We start from the raw sequence: 19,094 nt of genomic DNA, 5'->3' as shown, positions 1-19,094 counted from the left end.
CCACCACCAGAACGAGGACCCCACCGCATGAGCATGACCCCCGAGCAGGCCGCCTGGTTCGCCGACGTCGCCGGCCGGATCGTGACCAACGTCGAGCAGGTGCTCCTCGGGAAGACGTTCGTCATCCGCCTCGCCGTGACGACCATGCTCAGCGAGGGACACCTGCTCCTCGAGGACGTCCCCGGTACCGGCAAGACGAGTCTCGCCCGTGCGATGGCGCAGAGCGTGCAGGGGTCGACCAACCGGATCCAGTTCACCCCGGACCTGCTGCCCGGCGACATCACCGGCATCAGCGTCTACGACCAGCGCACGCAGGAGTTCGACTTCCACCGCGGGCCGGTGTTCGCCAACGTCGTCCTCGCCGACGAGATCAACCGGGCCAGCCCGAAGACGCAGTCCGCGCTGCTCGAGGCGATGGAGGAGTCGACCGTGACCGTCGACGGTGCGAACCACCGCCTGGCTGCCCCGTTCATGGTCATCGCCACGCAGAACCCGATCGAGCAGGCCGGCACGTACCGCCTGCCCGAGGCCCAGCTGGACCGGTTCCTCGTGCGCACTTCGATCGGTTACCCGGACCACGCCGCCACCGTGCGGATCCTCGAGACGTCGTCGGCGCCGTCCGCCTCGGTGCCGCTGCCGAGCGTCGTCCCCGCAGCGACCGTGACCGAGATGGCCGCACTCGCCCGTACGGTCCACGTCGACCCGACGATCGCCGACTACGTGGCACGCCTGGTCGACGCGACCCGCGCCGCGAGCGAGGTCCGACTCGGCGTCAGCGTTCGCGGTGCCATGGGGCTGATCCGTGCCGCACGCGTGTACGCCGCCGTGCAGGGCCGCCACTACGTCACGCCGGACGACGTGAAGGCCCTGGCCGTCCCGGTGCTGGCACACCGCCTGGTGCTCGACGCCGAGGCGGAGTTCGACGGGGTCAGCGCCACCAGCGTCGTGGCGCAGCTCCTCGTCGAGACCCCGCCGCCCGCCGACCGAGCGGCGTCGTGACCGACCGCCGTCCCGGCAGCACCAGGACGCGACGCGGCAGCACGAGGTCCCGTCGCGGCTCCGTCGCCGCCGAGCGGACGACGACGGTCGCCGGGCTCACGAACGTGCGCACCCGACTCGTCGGTGATCGCGAGGGCGTGGCCGCCGACGCCGTCGTCGGGGTCGCGAAGGCATGGGCGACGGCCTGGAGGACCGTGCGGCGTCTGTGGGGCGAGGTCGCCGCGGTGGTCACCGGCCTGGGCTGGACGGTCGCCGTCGTCACGGTCGTCGCCTTCGCCGTGGGGTACCGCTTCGGTCTGCGCGAGGTCGTCGTGGTGGGCTTCGCCGGGGCGCTGCTCGCCGTCGTGGCCGCCGTCGCCCTCGTCGGGCGGACCCGGCTCGTGGTCCGGATGCGCCTGCCGCAGCACCGTGTGGCGGTCGGCGACGACGCCGGCGTCGTGGTCACCGCGGAGAACCCGGCCCGGTTGCCGTCGGTCCCGACCACGGTGGAGCTGCCGGTCGGGGACGGACTCGTGGACGTCGCCGTGCCGACCGTCGCCCCGGGTGGCGTGTTCGCGGAACAGGTACCCGTTCCGACGGTCCGACGCGGGGTGCTCGACGTCGGACCGGTCACCGGCGTCCGGGCCGACCCGGTGGGGCTGGTGCGGCGCGAGGTCGTGTGGACCGCCCGCGAACAGGTCATCGTGCACCCGCGGACGATCGCGATCCCGTCGACGAGCACGGGACTCGTCCGCGACCTCGAGGGGCAGGCCACGACCGACCTCTCCCCGGCGGACATCGCCTTCCACGCCGTCCGCGAGTACGTCCCGGGCGACGACCCGCGCACCGTCCACTGGAAGTCGACCGCGAAGTCCGGCGCGCTCATGGTCCGGCAGTTCGAGGACACCCGACGCTCGCACCTGGTCGTCGCCCTCGCGAGCCGTCGGGCCGAGTTCGCGGACGACGACGAGTTCGAGTTGGCGGTGAGCGCTGCCGCGTCACTCGGGGCTCGTGCGGTCCGCGACGGACGGGACGTCTCGGTCGTGGTGTCCGAGCGCACGTCGGAGTACGCGAAGCGGCCGTCCTACGCGGTGCACCGGCTCGCCACCGTCACACCGACCCGTCTGCTCGACGAGTTCGCGACCGTCGGGCTGTCCGACGCGTGCCTGCCCGTCGCGGAGGTCGCCCGGATCGTCGGGAACGACACGGCCGGCATCTCCGTCGCGTTCCTGGTCGTCGGGTCGACGGTCGGGCTCCCCGCGCTCCGGCTCGCCGCCACGCGCCTCCCCGTCGGGGTCGAGGTCGTCGCCGTCACCTGCGAACCGGAGGCCCAGCCCCGGGTGCTCCGGGTGGCAGGGCTCACCGTCCTGACCATCGGCTACCTCGAGGACCTCCGCCAGGCGTTGCACCGGACGGCGGCCGCCGCGTGAGTGCCGCACCCCCGCTCGAAGGCCCGACCAGGGGCCGCCGCGCCACGCGCCGAGCGGCTCGCCGGCGCGCCCCGGTCCGCTCGGTCGGCGGCACCCTGGTCGTCTGGCTCCTGCTCGCCGTGGCGAGCACCGCCTGGTGGCCGGTCCACCGGGACGGGTCGATGGTGACCGCCGGCGTCACCGCTGTGGTCGCGGGCACCGCGGTCGCGCTGACCGGTGCACTGGGTCGGCTGCCGGCGGCGGTCGTCGGTGTCCTCACCGTGGCCGTCTTCACCGTGACCGGGGTGCCCGCCGCGGTCCCGGGGGAGTCGGCGGGGCTGCTGCCGACCGGACCCGGACTCGTCGACCTCTTCGCCGGCGTCGCGCTCGACTGGAAGCGGCTGGTCACCGTCAGCCTGCCGGTCGGGTCCTACGAGTCGCTGCTCGTCCCGTACTTCGTGACGACCCTCGTCGCCACGGTGACGGCCGTGACCGTGGCGGTCCGTGCCTCCCGGCCGGAGACCGCGAGCATCCCGGCGCTCGTCCTCTTCGCGGCGGGCGTCGTGGTCGGTCCGAGCCGTCTGGACCTGTCGGTCGCGACCGCCGTCGGCCTCGGCGGGATCGCGCTCGTGTGGGCGCTCACGGTCCGGCACGCGCGCCGGGCCGTCGCCGTGGCGACGACCGTCGGCGCCCGTGTGCCGGTGTGGCGGTCCGTCGCGCGTCCGGCGCTCGTCGGCACCGGGACGGTCCTGGCCGCTGCGGTCGTCGCGACCGGTCTCGGGTCGGTCGCCCCGCCGACGGTCGGCCGGAGCGTCGCGCGCACCGACGTCGTGCGACCGTTCGACCCGCGGGACGAGGTGAGCCCGCTCAGCGCGTTCCGGTCGTACGAGGAACCAGGTGCTGCCGACGCACCGCAGCTGCGCGTCACCGGGCTGCCGCAGGGCGGGTTCGTGCGCATCGCGACCCTCGACACGTACGACGGTGTCGTCTTCCGTGTGGGTGGCGACGACGGGTCCTCGGCCTCCGGCACCTTCGAACGGGTCCCCACGACCGTGGACGTGAGCAACGTGCGCGGCAGCGACGTGCGCGTCGGGGTGGACGTCGCCGCCTACCGTGGCGTGTGGTTGCCCACCGTCGGCGACCTGGAGTCGGTGACGTTCCGCGGGGCCGACGCCGAGCAGGATCGCCGGTCCTTCTTCTACGACCGCGCGACGTCGACCGGTGCGGTGGTCGGCGGGGTGGGGACGGACACGCGCTACGACCTCGAGGCCGTGCTGCCCGACCAGCCGGACGACGAGCAGCTCGCGTCGGCGCGTCCCGGGACCGCCGACGTGCCGTCGCCGACCGGGGTGCCGGACGCGGTGCGGGAGCGGGTCGAGTCGACGACCGCGGACGCACGGACGCCCGGCGAGGAGCTCGTCGCGGCAGTCCGGTGGCTCACCAGCACCGGGTACGTCAGCCACGGCGTCGGCGACGACCGGGCCAGCCGGTCCGGGCACGGCGCTGACCGGATCCAGGAGCTCCTCACCGCGCCGGTCATGATCGGGGACCAGGAGCAGTACGCGGTCGCCGCCGCGCTGATGGCCCGGCAGATCGGGTTCCCGTCGCGGGTGGTGATGGGGTTCACCCCGGGCGGCGACGTCCGGAGGTCCTCGTCGGATCCGGGCTCGGCTGCAGCCGGTCCGTCGGGCGGGGCCACGACCCTGCGCGGGTCGGACGTGACCGCGCGGGTCGAGGTGGACACCGCGCAGTGGGGGTGGGTCACCCTCGACCCGAACCCCGTCCTCCGCGAGATCCCGGACGAGCAGGACCAGACGCCGCAACCCGTCACGCGCCCGGAGACCGTCGTCCCACCCCCGCCCGTCGAGCAGCAGGACCAGGACCAGCAGGCCCCGCCGCAGAGCGACCGCGAGACACCGCCCGTCCCGCCGCTGTGGCTGCAGGTGCTGCTCGCAGCCCTGCCGTGGGTGCTCGCGACCCTCGGGTTCCTCGCGCTCGTCCTCCTGCCCTTCGCGGTGGTGCTGCTGCGCAAACGGCTGCGCCGACGTCGACGACGCCGCGCCCCGACACCGCGTGCCCGGGTCACCGGCGCGTGGGAGGAGTACCGGGACGCGCTGGTCGATCGCGGGCACGAGGTGCCGGGCGCAGCGACGCGGCGCGAGGTGGTCGCCGGCGCGCCCGGCCGCGGCGGGACCGGACTCGCCGCGCTGGCGGACCGCAGTGTGTTCGGACCCGGGGCGGTCGACGCGGCGACCGCGGACCGGATGTGGTCAGCGACGGACGAGGCCATCGCGAGCCTGGCCGATGACCGCACGCGGCGCCAGCGCTGGCGGGCGGCCGTGTCGCTGCGGTCCCTCCGCTCCGCCGGGTGGTGGGGTCGACGCCGTCCGGCGACGCGGCGGAGGCCGAGCGGTGCGGTGCGTCCGTCCGGCACCGATCGCGACGACCAGGGGCGTCCCGGGGCCGGTGACTACGATGGGCCGGAGGCCGGCGAGCGTCGTGGACGGCCGAGTGAGGACAGAGGCGAACCGTGATCAGATGCGAACACTGCGGCTCGATGCTGCCCGACGGGGCGATCTTCTGCGGTGAGTGCGGGCGGTCGGTGAACGTCTCGGCGAACCGTCGGCCCGCGCCGGCTGCGCCCGTGGACGACACCCCGCCGCCACCGCTCCGGCAACCCGACCAGCACGGCCGCCGTCGCGATCCCGCCGCCGAGGCCTGGCTGCCCGAGGCGACGCTCGACCCCGCGACCCGTGCGTGGCTCATCGGCGAGGACCGGCAGCGCTCCGGCGCGACCGAGGACGCTCGCCCCACCGCACCGTCCGCTCCTGTGGTCCCGGCCGTTCCCGCAGCTCCGGCTGACGATCCGTCGTGGCTGCGCCCCGAAGGCGTCGACCCGGGTCGGTCGGATCGCGTCGGGGACGACCGGTGGACGCACGAGCAGCACCGCACGGACGAGCGGTCTGGGGCGTCGGAGCCGGAGCCGGAGCCGCCCCTCGATCCCGACGCGTACCCGTCGTCCCCGACGGGGTCCTCCGCCGACGACGAGGCCGACACCGAACGAACCCGTCTCGCGCCGGCCCCGGGGGACCTGTCCGGCTCCGGGACGCCGTCCCCCGTGCCCGAGGCACCGTCCGCTGGGCCCGAGGCGCCGCCGACGGCCCCGGTGTGGGCGCCGCCCGTCGCACAGCAGCCGACGGCAGCTCCGTCGCGACCGTCGTGGTGGGTGGGCCGCGGAGGCGCGGCAGCCGAGCCGCCGGTCGAGGACCAGGTCGATGAGCCGTCCGCCGACGAACGTCCCCGTGCCGGCGACACCGCCGTCGTGGAGCCACTGGTCGACCGTCGTCCGGCACCGACGCCCCTGATCGCTCCGGGGAACGGTCCGGCCACCTGCCCGGTGTGCGGCCACGCCCTCGAACCCGATGACATCTTCTGCGCGGAGTGCGGCGCCGTCCGTCCGACCGTGACCGCTGCCTTCACCGGGCCCGTCGTGCCGCTGCCCCTGGCGCGGCCGGACTGGGCGGCCGACGACGAGATCCGTGTGGACGACGAGCCTTCGGACCCCGGTTCCGCCGACGGCGGCGCCGAGCGGGGCTCCACGGACCACGCGTCGCAAGCGGATGTCCCCGAGGACGCCGGGTCCGGCACCGAGCACCGCGACGGTGCGGCGTCCGACGCCGGACAGCACGATGCCGGACAGTCCGACGCCCGACAGCCCGACGCCGGACAGCCCGATGCTGGACGTCCCGACGCCGAGCGGCCCGACGCGGACCAGGCGCACGAGGACCGGTCGGACGAGCCCGCTGCGGGGCCGGGCCGCCACCTCGCCGACGACGAGGGGGCCGCGCCCGGCGGGCACCGGAGCGCACACGACGGAGGACCGGTCCCGCCTGCTCCCGCTTCGCCGACCCTGCCGTCCTCGGCGCAGGGCGCCGGCGGTCCCGACCTGCCGCCGGTCCCGCGCGCCGCGCCGCTGCCCCCGATCCCGGGGGCGACCGGCCCGGTCCTCCCGCCCGTCGGGTCCACGACGGTGCCGTCGAGCGGCGACCTCGACCCCGACGAGGACGTCGAGGAGACGCGGATCGTCGTCAAGACCACCTCGGACGCGCCGTTCGTGCTGCACTTCAGCACCGGGGAGCGCACGGCGGTGCACGGTACGGGCCTGCTGGGCCGGCTGCCCCGACCGCAGCCGGGCGAGCGGTTCGACGACCTGCTCACGGTGCACGACCCCGGCAAGTCGGTGTCCAAGACGCACCTCGAACTCGGGCGTGACGGCGACGACCTCTGGGTGTCCGACCGGCACTCGGGCAACGGCACGGTGATCCGGCACATCGACGGGAGCATCCGCCGCTGTGAAGCCGGGCGTCGCTACCGCGTGGAGCGCGGTGCACGGGTCGACATCGGGGAGCAGTTCTTCCTCGTGCAGTAGCCCTGACCGCTAGCCGGCCGTTCCTCCACAGGGCAGCGACCGCGACCCGGTCTCCACCAGCAGCCCCGTGCGACCGATCCTGGGCGCGCGGGGCTGTCAGTCTCGGTCCGTGTCCCCGCTCGTCGCCCGCTGCTGCCTGGTCGGTCCGGCCGTGGTGCTGCTGCTCGTCGGGGTCGTCGCCGACCTCCCGGTGGTCGCCAGGACGGTGCTGCTCGTCGCCGCAGCGAGTTGCGCGGTGCTCGACGCCCTGACGGTCCGGGGCACCGGTGCCGATCCTCCGCCCGCGGTCGTCGTCACCATGCCGACGGATGCCGTCTCCGGATCAGCAGTCTCCGGATCAGCAGTCGCCGGATCAGCAGTCGCCGGACCAGCAGTGTGCGGAGACGACGCGCTGAGCGGCGCCGTCGGGGCGTCGTCGTGGACCCCGGTCCCGCACGCATCCGGCCTCGGCGTCGGCGTCCGCGGCGGTGGCGTCGTCGAGGGGCTGGTGCTCGGCCGAGGACCCGACGGCCGAGCCGAGCGGATCCGCGCCGACCCGGGGTCGCCGTCCCACGTCGTCGTCCTCGGCACCGGTGCGTTCGCGCGGGCGGTGTTCGATGCGCTCGGCGTCCAGCTCGCCGCGTCCGCTCTCGACAGGACAGCCGGTGCGGCGGGGAGCGCGGACGCGGACGTGCGGATCGTCTCCGATGCGGGCCCGCAGTCCGGAGCGCCGCCCGGCGTGCGTCCGACACCGACGGGGACCGCCGTCGCCGTGCGCCACGACGCTCTCGGCAGGGTGCAGGCGACCGTGGTGCTCGTCCCCGGCGTCCACCTGCTCCCGCGTCGGCGGGACCGCGTCATCGAGGTCACGCGGCACGGGTGCCGGCTGTGGGGCGACGGCGACGGCGTGGCGCCGTCCTTCGAGCCCGTGCTCCCGCTGCTGGCCGGGGACTCCGTCGACGCGCTCGTCGCAGGGTGACGGTGCCGTGTCGGGCAACCGGCGGTCAGCGCAGCCCGGCCCCCGCGCGCACGGCACCGACCGGCACGCCGCCACCGAGCACCTGCTCGCCGGTGGCGGCCAGCACGTCGGCGACGCCCGCGGCGTCCACCATGCCGTTCCGCTCGAGCAGCGTGAGCGCCGCGAGCGTCCCCGCACGCTGCGACCCGTCGAGCGTCTTGACCGCGACCGCCGCTCCACCGGGGAGCCCCATCACCATCACGCCCTCGGCACCGAACTTCGCGAGCACCCGGAGTCGTTCGATCGTCACCGTGTTCGCCCGACCCACACCGTCGATCGCCCACGGGTGGTCGAGCACCGCGTCCACGAGTGCCGCGGTGTCCGAGTCCGAACGGGCGACGACACCCGCGAACCCACGGGCGAGCCCCTGCAGGGTGAGCGGGAACACGGGCGCGCCGCAGCCGTCCGTGCCGACGACGTCGACGGTCTCGCCGGTGTACGCCTCCACGGTCTCCCGGACCCGCTGCTGCAGTGGGTGCGCAACGTCGAGGTAGGTCGCCTCGTCCCAGCCGTTCACCCGGCACGCGGCGAGCATCCCGGCGTGCTTGCCCGAACAGTTCATCGCCAGACGCCGCGGGCCGTCCATGGTGCGGGCAGTGGCCCGGTCGAACGCCAGGTCGGGCGGGCAGCCCAGGTCGGACTCGACGTGGTCGAAGGACTCGAGCATGTGCAGCGCGAGGGCCTGGTGCGCAGCGGTGCCGGCGTGACTGGCCGTCGTGAGCACGAGCTCGTCGTCGCTGAAGACCGCGCCGGCGCGACGGACGGCCAGGGCCTGGAAGGGCTTCATCGTGGAGCGGGGGTACACGCTCGCCGTCACGTCGCCGACGGCGTCGAGCACGGTCCCGTCGGCGGACACGACGACGCCGGCACCGACGTGCCGGCTCTCGTCGAAGCCGTTCCGGTCCAGCACCGCGAGCTCGACGGAGCCCTCGGCGGTGAGAGGATGGCGGTCTGTGCGGACGTCGTGGCTCACCGTCATGTCGTCATCGTAGCGAGGGGCCGGCAGGCGCCACGTCCAGCACCCAGCAGCACGCACGAAGGAGCGCACCGTGACCGACCACACGTACGAGGTCTCCGTCCGCTGGACGGGTGACCGCGGCACCGGGACGAGCGGTTACCGCGACTACGGCCGCGACCACGACGTCACGGCGCCGGGCAAGCACGCCATCGCCGGTTCGGCGGACCCCGCGTTCCGCGGCGACCGCGACCGGTGGAACCCCGAGGAGATGCTGCTCGGCGCCCTCGCCCAGTGCCACATGATGAGCTACCTGTACGTCGCCGTGCAGCGGGGCTTCACCGTGGTCGACTACGAGGACACGGCGACGGCCTCGCTCGACGTGCACCGCGACGGCACCGGCGAGGTCACCGAGGTCACCCTCCACCCCGTCGTCACCGTGCTCGAGGCCGACCTCGTCGCGGACGCCGAGGCCGCCCACGCCGAGGCGAACCGCCTGTGCTTCATCGCGCGGTCGGTGGCGTTCCCCGTCCACCACACGCCCGTCACCAAGGTGCGTGCGGCAGGATAGGTCCTCGTGAAGCGTCTCCGCCTGCTCCCGATCGCCATCGTCCCAGCCGTCGTGCTCGGACTCGCCGCCTGCTCCGGGAACGGCTCGGGTGACGCCTCGGCCTCGCCCAGCGCGTCCTCCAGCGCCACGGCGACGCCCATCTCGTCGTGCCCGGAGTCGGGCTCGGCGTCGAAGCGCATCGAGGTCACCGGCGCGGTCGCCGGGTCGGAGGCGCCGAAGGTCACCTTCGACAAGGGCCTCAGCGCGGAGACCCCGCAGGCCACGACGGTGGTGCAGGGCTCGGGCAAGGCGCTCAAGAGCGGCGAGTTCGCCCAGGTCTCGTACGCCGTCTACAAGGCCTCGGACGCCTCGAAGCTCGGCGCGGTCGGGTTCGACCAGGGCAACCCGCAGGTGCTCTCCGTCGGCGGGACCGGCTTCGGCGCGCTGCTCGCCTGCACGAAGGTCGGGGACCGGGTCGCGGTGGTCGGCGAGTCGTCGGCGCTCGGCTTCAACACCGGCGGCGAGATCGTCGTCGTGGCGGACGTCGTCGCGCAGACCCCGACGAAGGCGACCGGCACGCCGCAGACGCAGGACCCGTCGCTGCCCACGGTCGAGGACAAGGCGAGCGGCGAGCCGGAGATCACGATCCCGTCCGGTGCGACGGCCCCGTCGAAGACCGAGGTCGAGGTCCTCAAGCAGGGCGACGGCGCGACGATCGAGAACGGTGACACCGCGCTCGTGCAGTACAAGGGCGTGACCCTGGCGGACGGCAAGGAGTTCGACTCCTCGTGGTCGAAGGGTGCTCCGACCACCTTCACCGTCTCCGAGGGCTCGCTCATCAAGGGCTTCGTCACCGGGCTCGTCGGGCAGAAGGTCGGGTCCCAGGTCCTCATCGTGACCACGCCCGAGGACGCCTACGGCTCGAACCCGCCCGAGGGCTCGGGCATCCCGAAGGACGCCTCCCTCGTCTTCGTCGTCGACGTCCTCGCCAAGGGCTGACCCGTGCCGACCCGGCGTCGCATCGTCGTCCTCGGCAGCACGGGCTCGATCGGCACCCAGGCCCTCGACGTCGTCGCCCGGAACCCCGACCGCTTCGAGGTCGTCGGCCTGACCGCCGGCACGAACCGTGCCCTCGTCGCCGAACAGGCCGAGCGGTTCGACGTCCGTGACACCGCCTTCGGCGCGGCCGACGCCGAACGCCTCGTCCGGAGCGTCGAGGCGGACGTCGTGCTCAACGGCATCACGGGTTCCGTCGGCCTCGGCCCGACGCTCGCTGCGCTGGAGTCCGGTGCGACGCTCGCCCTGGCGAACAAGGAGAGCCTGATCGTCGGCGGTGCGCTCGTGCAGGCCGCCGCCCGTCCCGGGCAGATCGTGCCCGTCGACAGCGAGCACTCCGCGATCGCGCAGGCGCTGCGCTCCGGTTCCGACGCGGAGGTGCGCCGCCTGGTCCTCACCGCCAGCGGCGGGCCCTTCCGTGGACGCTCACGGGAGAGCCTGCGCGACGTCACCCCGGCCGAGGCCCTCGCGCATCCGACGTGGGACATGGGCCTGGTGGTGACGACGAACTCCGCCACGCTGGTGAACAAGGGGCTCGAGGTCATCGAGGCGCACCTGCTGTTCGACGTGCCCTACGACCGCATCGACGTCACCGTGCACGCCCAGTCGATCGTGCACTCGATGGTCGAGTTCGTCGACGGCTCGACGATCGCCCAGGCCTCACCGCCGGACATGCGGCTGCCCATCGCGCTCGGCCTCGCCTGGCCGGACCGGGTGCCCGGCGTCGGGGTCCCGCTGGACTGGACGACCGCGAGCACCTGGACGTTCGAACCGCTCGACGCCGAGGCGTTCGGCGCCGTCGACCTGGCCAAGCACGTGGGCGTGCTGGGTGGGACCTTCCCGGCGGTCTTCAACGCGGCGAACGAGCAGGCGGTCGCCGCGTTCCACGCGGGTGCGATCGGCTTCCTCGACATCGTCGACACCGTCCGTCGCGTCGTCGACGAGCACGCCGCGGGGGAGTCCTCCCTCGACGGCGTCCTGGCGGCGGAGCGCTGGGCGCGCGTGACGGCGGACCGCCTGCTGGCCCGCTGACGCACCGGGGCGTCGCGAGCCCGCCGTGCGGTCGCGCGACGGGTGCGCCCACGGTGATCCGTGCCTCCAGGCCGGCCGGGAGGCACGGCAGACCTCTCAGGGCGCGTTCGGCTCCGTCATGGGAAGGGTCCCGTACCCTCTGACGGTGACCGTCGAATCCGTGCTCCTCTTCGTCCTCGGCGTGGTCGTCTTCATCGTCGGCCTGCTGGTCTCGATCGGACTCCACGAACTCGGACACCTGTCGTTCGCGAAGCTCTTCGGGGTGAAGGTCACGCAGTACTCCCTCGGCTTCGGCAAGGCGATCTGGTCCTTCCGACGGGGGGAGACCGAGTACGGCATCCGACCGATCCTGCTCGGCGGGTACATCTCCATGGTCGGCATGCTCAAGCCGCGTGCATCGGGCCGGCCGAACGCGATCACGAACACCGGCATGTACGGCGCGTTCGTGCAGGACGCCCGCCAGGCCAGCGCGGAGCAGATCGCCGACTCCGGCGGCGACGACTCCCGCGCGTTCTACCGGCTGACGCCGTGGAAGCGGATCATCGTCATGGTCGCGGGGCCCGCCATGAACCTGGTGATCGGCATCGTGCTGTTCGGCGTGCTGCTGTGCGGGTTCGGCGCGCCGACCACCACCTTCACGTCGAGCGTCGACTGCGTGCTGCCGACGAGCAACGCGACGACCTGCACCGCCGGGGATGCCGAATCGCCCGCGAAGCAGGCGGGCATCCGCGACGGCGACGTCGTGCTCGCGGTGGACGGGCAGCAGGACCCGACGATCGCCGAGGTGTCCCGTGTGTTCCAGCGGTCGGCAGGGGAGAGCGTCAGCGTCGTCGTGGAGCGTGACGGCCAGCGGCGGACGCTCGAGGTCACGCCGCAGCTCGCGACCCGCGACGTCGTCACCGAGCAGGGCACGGTCGCGAAGAACGCGGACGGCTCGACGAAGACCCAGCGCGTGGGCGTGGTCGGTGTCAGCATCGGGCAGTCGCTGGTCCGGCAGTCGCCGGCGGCGGTGCTGCCCGCGACCGGGACGCAGATCGCCGCGTCGGCGCACCTCATCATCGACCTCCCGCAGCGTCTGGTCGCGGTGTGGAACGCGGCCTTCGGCGCGCAGGAGCGGTCCCAGGACAGCCCGGTGTCGGTCGTCGGCGTCGGTCGGGCGATCGGCGAGGTCTCGTCGATGAGCGGCGTGCCGGTGGTCGACAAGGCGTACACGATCCTCGGGCTGCTCGCCTCGCTCAACATCGGCCTGTTCGTGCTGAACATGGTGCCGCTCCTGCCGCTCGACGGCGGGCACATCGCCGGTGCGCTGTGGGAGGCCGTGAAGCGCCGTGCGTACGTGCTCGTCGGCAAGCCGGACCCGGGCGCGATCGACCTGGCGAAGTCGATGCCGCTGACGATGGTCGTCGTGGTGCTGCTGGCCGGGATGAGCGCGCTGCTCATCTACGCCGACATCGTGCGTCCCGTGAACCTGTTCGGGTAGCGCGGCCGCTCGCGCACGCGGGTCGCGCTGCCCACTACGCTCGGCGCATGAGCACCGCGCCAGAGGTCCGCGCCGTCGAGCGCCAGGGCATCGACGTCATCGCCGAGTCCGACCGGAAGGGGCGCCCGCGCGGGCTGTTCTGGCCGTGGTTCGCCGCCAACGTGTCGGTGCTCGGGCTGAGCTACGGTTCGTTCGTCCTCGGCTTCGGCATCTCCCTGGCGCAGGCCACGATCGTGTCCGTCGTCGGGGTGGCCTTCTCGTTCCTGCTGTGCGGCATCGTGGCGATCGCGGGCAAGCGGGGGTCGGCTCCGACGATGGTGCTGAGCCGCGCGGCCTTCGGCGTGCGGGGGAACCGGCTGCCGTCGTTCCTCAGCTGGGTCCTGACGGTCGGGTGGGAGACCGCACTGGCGTCGCTCGCGGTGCTCGCCACCTCGACGGTGTTCCGCGAGCTCGGCTGGGACGACGGTGTGGTGACGAAGCTCGTCGCCCTCGTCGTCGTGGCGGCCCTGGTGGTCGGGGCCGGGATCGCGGGCTTCGACGTGATCATGCGGCTGCAGACCGTCATCACCGTCGTGACCGCCGTGCTCACCGTCGTGTACGTCGTCCTCGCGGTGCCCTCGATCGACCTCGGCACCCTCGGCGCCCTGCCGGCGGGCAGCGCGCAGAACGTCATCGGCGCGCTGGTGCTCGTGATGACGGGCTTCGGCCTCGGCTGGGTCAACGCGGCGGCGGACTACTCGCGGTACCTCCCGCGGACGTCCTCGACGGGCGGCGTGGTCTGGTGGACGACGTTCGGCGGCGCCCTGGCGCCCGCGGTCCTCGTCGTCGTCGGCGTCCTGCTCGCCGGCTCGTCGGAGGACCTGAACGCCGCGATCGGCGCGGACCCGATCGGCGCGCTGACGACGATCCTGCCGGTCTGGTTCCTCGTGCCGTTCGCCCTCGTGGCGATCCTCGGACTCGTCGGCGGTGCCGTGCTCGACATCTACTCGTCGGGCCTGGCGCTGCTCAGCGCCGGCGTGCGGATCCCGCGTCCGGTCGCGGCGGGCGTCGACGGCGTGTTCATGGTCGCCGGCGCCGTGTACGTCGTCTTCTTCGCGAAGGACTTCATCTCGCCGTTCCAGGCGTTCCTCGTCACGCTCGGCGTCCCGATCGCCGCGTGGGCCGGGGTGTTCGTCGCCGACGTGGTGTTGCGGCGTCGGGCCTACGCCGACGGCGAGCTCGACGACGTCCGCGGTCGCTACGGGGACGTGCGCTGGGCCGCGATCGGGCTCGTCCTGCTCGGCACGGTGCTCGGCTGGGGACTCGTCACGAACACGTACGGTGTGCCCGCGTGGCTCAACTGGCAGGGGTACCTGCTGGGACCGTTCGGCCTCGGCGGCCGCGAGGGCGCCTGGGCGTACGCGAACCTCGGGGTCCTCGTCGCCCTGGTCGTCGGCTTCGCCGGCACGCTGCTCACGGCGCGCGGGACGATCCGCCGCCAGGAGCACGACGCATGAGCGTCGTCGTGCCCGCCGACGCCTGGCTCGTCGCGATCGACCTGCAGGAGGTCTTCACCGGCGACAGCCCGTGGGCGACACCGCGGTACGACGACGCCGCTGCCGGGACGCGACGGCTGCTCCCGCGGTTCGCCGGGCGCACCGTGTTCACCCGGTTCGTCGCGCCCGAGCGCCCGCAGGGCGCGTGGGTGCCCTACTACCGCGAGTGGTCGTTCGCGCTCGTGCCCGACACCGACCCCCTGTACGACCTGACCGCCCCCTTCTCGGCTGCGGCGACGGCCCACGGCGACCCCACAGTCACCGAGCCGACCTTCGGCAAGTGGGGAGCGGGCCTCCGGGCCGTCGTCGGCGAGCACCCGCACCTCGTGCTCACCGGGGTGTCCACCGACTGCTGCGTCGTGTCCACCGCGCTCGCTGCGGCGGACGCGGGAGCGACCGTCACGGTCGTCGCCGACGCGTGCGCCGGCGCGAGCGACGAGGACCACGAGCGTGCCCTCGCGCTCATGCGGCTGTACGGGCCGCTCATCACGGTCGTGGACCGCGGGGCGGACCTGGTCACCGACCAGGTGTGACGTCACCAGGAGCGCGTAGAGTCACATCCGTGCCAGCAGTGAACCTCGGTCTGCCGAAAGTCCCCGAAACCCTGAGCCCGCGTCGGAAGTCGCGGCAGATCCGGGTGGGGAAGGTCCTCGTGGGCGGTGACGCGCCGGTCTCTGTGCAGTCGATGACGACGACGCCGACGACGAACATCAACGCGACGCTGCAGCAGATCGCCGAGCTCACGGCGTCCGGCTGCGACATCGTCCGCGTCGCGGTCCCGAGCCAGGACGACGCCGACGCACTGCCGATCATCGCCAAGAAGTCGCAGATCCCGGTCATCGCCGACATCCACTTCCAACCGAAGTACGTCTTCCAGGCGATCGACGCCGGGTGCGCCGCCGTCCGCGTGAACCCGGGCAACATCCGGAAGTTCGACGACCAGGTCGGTGCGATCGCCCGGGCCGCGAAGGACGCCGGGGTCTCGCTGCGCATCGGTGTCAACGCCGGGTCGCTCGAACCGAGCCTGCTGCAGAAGTACGGCAAGGCCACGCCCGAGGCGCTCGTCGAGTCCGCCGTGTGGGAGGCATCGCTCTTCGAGGAGCACGACTTCCACGACTTCAAGATCTCGGTCAAGCACAACGACCCGATCGTCATGGTGAAGGCGTACCGTCAGCTCGCCGCCGCGGGGGACTGGCCGCTGCACCTCGGTGTCACCGAGGCCGGGCCGGAGTTCCAGGGCACGATCAAGAGCGCCACCGCGTTCGGCATCCTGCTCGCCGAGGGCATCGGCGACACCATCCGCGTCTCGCTCTCCGCGCCCCCCGCGCAGGAGGTCAAGGTCGGCCTGCAGATCCTGCAGTCGCTCAACCTGCGTGAGCGCAAGCTCGAGATCGTCTCCTGTCCGAGCTGCGGCCGTGCACAGGTCGACGTCTACCAGCTGGCCAACGACGTGACGAAGGGCCTCGAGGGCATGACCGTGCCCCTGCGCGTCGCCGTGATGGGCTGCGTCGTGAACGGCCCGGGCGAGGCGCGCGAGGCGGACCTCGGCGTGGCCTCCGGCAACGGCAAGGGACAGATCTTCGTGAAGGGGCAGGTCGTCAAGACCGTCCCGGAGCGGGAGATCGTGCAGACGCTGATCGCGGAGGCGAACCGCATCGCCGACGAGATGGGTCCGGACGCCGCCACCGGGACCCCGCAGGTCGTCACGACGACCTGAGCCGCCGTCGTCGGACGCGCGCCGCTAGGCTTGCGTCCGTGGTCACACGGCTCTCCCATCTCTTCCTCCGCACGCTCCGCGACGACCCCTCCGACGCCGAGGTGACGAGCAACAAGCTGCTCGTCCGCGCCGGGTACGTCCGTCGTCAGTCCCCGGGCATCTTCGCGTGGCTCCCGCTCGGCCTGCGGGTGCGGCGCAAGATCGAGGACATCATCCGCGAGGAGATGGTGGCCGCCGGTGCGCAGGAGGTCCTGCTGCCGGCGCTGCTGCCCCGCGAGCCCTACGAGGCGACGGACCGCTGGACCGAGTACGGCGACGGCATGTTCCGCCTGCAGGACCGCAAGGGCTCCGACTACCTGCTCGCGCCGACGCACGAGGAGATGTTCGCGCTCCTCGTGAAGGACCTGTACGGCTCGTACAAGGACCTGCCCGTCACGCTGTTCCAGATCCAGGACAAGTACCGCGACGAGGCCCGCCCGCGCGCCGGTCTGCTCCGCGGCCGCGAGTTCACGATGAAGGACGCGTACTCGTTCGACCTCACTGACGAGGGGCTCGACCGCAGCTACCAGGTGATGCGCGACGCCTACGAGAAGATCTTCGCCCGCCTGGGCCTCGAGTACGTCATCGTCGCGGCCGATGCCGGCGCGATGGGCGGCTCGAAGTCCGAGGAGTTCCTGCACCCGATCGGCGTCGGCGAGGACACCTTCGTCCGCAGCGCCGGCGGCTACGCGGCGAACGTCGAGGCGTACGTCACGCCCGTCCCCGACGCCCTGCCGATCGCGGGGCAGCCCGAGCCCGTGCTCCTGCCCGCTGCCGACACGCCGACGATCGACACGCTCGTCGCCCACGCGAACGAGGTCGCCCCGCGTGACGGCGCACCGTGGACCGCTGCCGACACGCTGAAGAACGTCGTGCTGGCGCTGACCCACCTCGACGGCAACCGCGAGGTCGTCGTGGTCGGACTGCCCGGTGACCGCGAGGTCGACCTGAAGCGCGCCGAGGTCGCCTTCGCACCGGCCGAGGTCGAGGCTGCCGGCGACGACGACTTCCGGAAGCACCCGGGCGTCTTCGTGAAGGGCTACATCGGCCCGCAGGTGCTCGGCTCCGCGAGCCCGTCGGGCATCCGCTACCTCGTCGACCCGCGCGTGGTCGAGGGGACGAGCTGGATCACCGGCGCGAACGAGCGTGGCGTCCACGTCTCCGGCCTCGTGATGGGTCGCGACTTCTCCGCGGACGGCGTCGCCGAGGTGTCCGACGTCCGTGCGGGCGACCCCGCTCCGGACGGCTCCGGCCCGCTCGAGACCGCCCGCGGCATGGAGATCGGTCACGTCTTCCAGCTCGGCCGCAAGTACGCCGAGGCGCTCGACCTCAAGGTGCAGGACGAGAACGGCAAGCTCGCGACGGTCACCATGGGGTCGTACGGCATCGGCGTGACGCGCATCATGGCGATCCTGGCCGAGGCGCACAACGACGAGAAGGGCCTGGCCTGGCCGAAGGAGGTCGCGCCGTTCGACGTCCACGTCGTGGCGACGGGCAAGGACCAGGTCGCGTACGACCTCGCTGCGTCGCTCATCGACAGCCTCGAGGGCGAGCGGTACGACGTCGTGTACGACGACCGTCCGAAGGTGTCCCCGGGCGTGAAGCTCCGCGACGCCGAGCTGCTCGGCGTCCCCGTCGTCGTCGTCGCCGGGCGGAACGCCGCCGACGGTGTGGTCGAGCTCTGGGACCGCCGCTCGGGCGAGCGTCGGGACGTCCCGGTGGCCGAGCTGCTCGAGGCGGTCCGCGCGATCTGATCGCAACCCCTCCACGGACCGGAGGCGCGGTGTCGACCGGCACCGCGGCTCCGGTCCGTCTCGTGGTTCTGGGGTACGCTTGTAGCCGACTTCTGCGCAGTTCCACCCGCAGGAGCGACTCAGCTGAACACGGAGGCACCTCGGTGAAGATCGACCTCGCAGTCCTGCGACTCATGGAGCGCGAGCGGGAGATCCCGTTCGACGAACTCGTCCGCATCATCGAATCCGCCATCCTGACGGCGTACCAGAAGCACCGCGCGGAGAACGACGAGCCCGTCGACGCCCAGACCCGTGTCGAGCTCGACCGCAAGTCCGGCGAGGTCTCCGTCTACGTGCCGGAGCGCGACGAGGACGGCACCGTCGTCGGCGAGGCCGTCGACCAGCCGAGCGACTTCGGCCGCATCGCCGCCTTCGCCGCGAAGCAGGTCATCAACCAGCGTCTGCGCGACATCGGCGACGACAAGATCCTCGGCCAGTTCCGTGGCAAGGAGGGCGACATCGTCGCGGGCGTGATCCAGCAGGGTCCGAACCCGAAGATGGTGCACGTCGACCTCGGCACGGTCGAGGCGATCCTGCCGCCCGAGGAGCAGGTGCCGGGCGAGGAGTACAAGCACGGCAACCGCATCCGCGTCTACGTCACGAGCGTCGGCCGCGGTGCCAAGGGCCCGCAGATCACGGTCTCGCGCACCCACCCGGGCCTGGTCCGGAAGCTCTTCGCGCTCGAGGTCCCCGAGATCGCGTCGGGCGTGGTCGAGATCACGTCGATCGCGCGTGAGTCCGGGCACCGCACCAAGCTCGCGGTGAAGGCGAACGAGCCGGGCGTCAACGCGAAGGGCGCCTGCATCGGCGAGCTCGGTGCGCGCGTCCGTGCCGTGACGACGGAGCTCGGTGCGGAGAAGATCGACATCGTCGACTACTCGTCCGACCTGGCCTCGTTCGTCGCGAGCGCACTGTCGCCCGCGAAGGTCACGAGCGCGTTCGTGCTCGACGCGTCGACGAAGGCGGTCCGTGCCCTGGTGCCGGACTACCAGCTGTCGCTCGCGATCGGGAAGGAAGGGCAGAACGCCCGTCTCGCCGCGAAGCTGACCGGTGCGCGCATCGACATCCAGCCGGACTCGATCCTGGACGGCGACGAGTAGGACACGACCGTGTCGGGCGACGCT

15 protein-coding genes are annotated in these 19,094 nt (G+C 72.9%); 14 read left to right on the top strand and 1 reads right to left on the bottom strand.

Annotated features, from left to right (window positions below):
* Positions 1-27 precede the first annotated feature (27 nt).
* The 5 genes from J2X59_RS08540 to J2X59_RS08520 all read left to right on the top strand — a co-directional run bounded on the left by J2X59_RS08540 (position 28) and on the right by J2X59_RS08520 (position 7,774).
* Positions 28-999, top strand: a complete 972-nt coding sequence (locus tag J2X59_RS08540) for an AAA family ATPase (RefSeq protein WP_326496361.1) — start codon at positions 28-30, stop codon at positions 997-999.
* Positions 996-2,408: a DUF58 domain-containing protein gene (locus J2X59_RS08535; RefSeq protein WP_326496360.1), complete on the top strand. Its 1,413-nt coding sequence runs from the start codon at positions 996-998 to the stop codon at positions 2,406-2,408. The genes J2X59_RS08540 and J2X59_RS08535 overlap by 4 nt, the downstream gene beginning before the upstream one ends.
* Positions 2,405-4,921 (top strand): transglutaminaseTgpA domain-containing protein, encoded by a 2,517-nt coding sequence (locus J2X59_RS08530; protein WP_326496359.1) that lies wholly within the window; start codon positions 2,405-2,407, stop codon positions 4,919-4,921. The genes J2X59_RS08535 and J2X59_RS08530 overlap by 4 nt, the downstream gene beginning before the upstream one ends.
* Complete coding sequence (locus J2X59_RS08525) at positions 4,918-6,816, top strand: zinc-ribbon domain-containing protein (protein WP_326496358.1); 1,899 nt, start codon at positions 4,918-4,920, stop codon at positions 6,814-6,816. Before J2X59_RS08530 ends, J2X59_RS08525 begins: the two co-directional genes overlap by 4 nt.
* A gap of 109 nt (positions 6,817-6,925) precedes the next feature.
* Positions 6,926-7,774 carry a hypothetical protein gene (locus tag J2X59_RS08520; RefSeq protein ID WP_326496357.1) on the top strand — a complete coding sequence of 283 codons (849 nt, stop codon included), beginning with the start codon at positions 6,926-6,928 and terminating at the stop codon, positions 7,772-7,774.
* Positions 7,775-7,799: 25 nt separating this feature from the next.
* Here the strand turns inward: J2X59_RS08520 and J2X59_RS08515 are convergent, their stop codons facing one another.
* Positions 7,800-8,792 carry an asparaginase gene (locus J2X59_RS08515; protein ID WP_326496356.1) on the bottom strand — a complete coding sequence of 331 codons (993 nt, stop codon included), beginning with the start codon at positions 8,790-8,792 and terminating at the stop codon, positions 7,800-7,802.
* Positions 8,793-8,862: 70 nt separating this feature from the next.
* Between J2X59_RS08515 and J2X59_RS08510 the strand changes: the two genes are divergently transcribed.
* The 9 genes from J2X59_RS08510 to nusA all read left to right on the top strand — a co-directional run bounded on the left by J2X59_RS08510 (position 8,863) and on the right by nusA (position 19,070).
* Positions 8,863-9,339 (top strand): OsmC family protein, encoded by a 477-nt coding sequence (locus J2X59_RS08510; RefSeq protein ID WP_326496355.1) that lies wholly within the window; start codon positions 8,863-8,865, stop codon positions 9,337-9,339.
* Between the two features lie 6 nt (positions 9,340-9,345).
* Positions 9,346-10,317 carry an FKBP-type peptidyl-prolyl cis-trans isomerase gene (locus tag J2X59_RS08505; RefSeq protein ID WP_326496354.1) on the top strand — a complete coding sequence of 324 codons (972 nt, stop codon included), beginning with the start codon at positions 9,346-9,348 and terminating at the stop codon, positions 10,315-10,317.
* Between the two features lie 3 nt (positions 10,318-10,320).
* On the top strand, positions 10,321-11,406 hold the full coding sequence (dxr, locus tag J2X59_RS08500; RefSeq protein ID WP_326496353.1) for a 1-deoxy-D-xylulose-5-phosphate reductoisomerase: 1,086 nt from the start codon (positions 10,321-10,323) through the stop codon (positions 11,404-11,406).
* 145 nt (positions 11,407-11,551) lie between these two features.
* Positions 11,552-12,886 (top strand): M50 family metallopeptidase, encoded by a 1,335-nt coding sequence (locus J2X59_RS08495; protein ID WP_326496352.1) that lies wholly within the window; start codon positions 11,552-11,554, stop codon positions 12,884-12,886.
* A gap of 47 nt (positions 12,887-12,933) precedes the next feature.
* Positions 12,934-14,382: a purine-cytosine permease family protein gene (locus J2X59_RS08490; protein WP_326496351.1), complete on the top strand. Its 1,449-nt coding sequence runs from the start codon at positions 12,934-12,936 to the stop codon at positions 14,380-14,382.
* Positions 14,379-14,954: a cysteine hydrolase family protein gene (locus J2X59_RS08485; protein ID WP_326496350.1), complete on the top strand. Its 576-nt coding sequence runs from the start codon at positions 14,379-14,381 to the stop codon at positions 14,952-14,954. The genes J2X59_RS08490 and J2X59_RS08485 overlap by 4 nt, the downstream gene beginning before the upstream one ends.
* Positions 14,955-15,004: 50 nt before the next feature.
* On the top strand, positions 15,005-16,138 hold the full coding sequence (gene ispG, locus J2X59_RS08480; protein WP_126892096.1) for a flavodoxin-dependent (E)-4-hydroxy-3-methylbut-2-enyl-diphosphate synthase: 1,134 nt from the start codon (positions 15,005-15,007) through the stop codon (positions 16,136-16,138).
* 38 nt (positions 16,139-16,176) lie between these two features.
* On the top strand, positions 16,177-17,931 hold the full coding sequence (locus tag J2X59_RS08475; protein ID WP_326496349.1) for a proline--tRNA ligase: 1,755 nt from the start codon (positions 16,177-16,179) through the stop codon (positions 17,929-17,931).
* A gap of 143 nt (positions 17,932-18,074) precedes the next feature.
* Positions 18,075-19,070 (top strand): transcription termination factor NusA, encoded by a 996-nt coding sequence (gene nusA, locus J2X59_RS08470; protein WP_066654582.1) that lies wholly within the window; start codon positions 18,075-18,077, stop codon positions 19,068-19,070.
* Positions 19,071-19,094: the final 24 nt, after the last annotated feature.

The sequence above is a fragment of the Curtobacterium sp. 260 genome (assembly GCF_030803485.1).
Lineage (GTDB): Bacteria > Actinomycetota > Actinomycetes > Actinomycetales > Microbacteriaceae > Curtobacterium.
The sequence above is the reverse complement of the archived record's forward strand: the minus strand, read 5'-3'. Positions and strand labels throughout refer to the sequence as shown.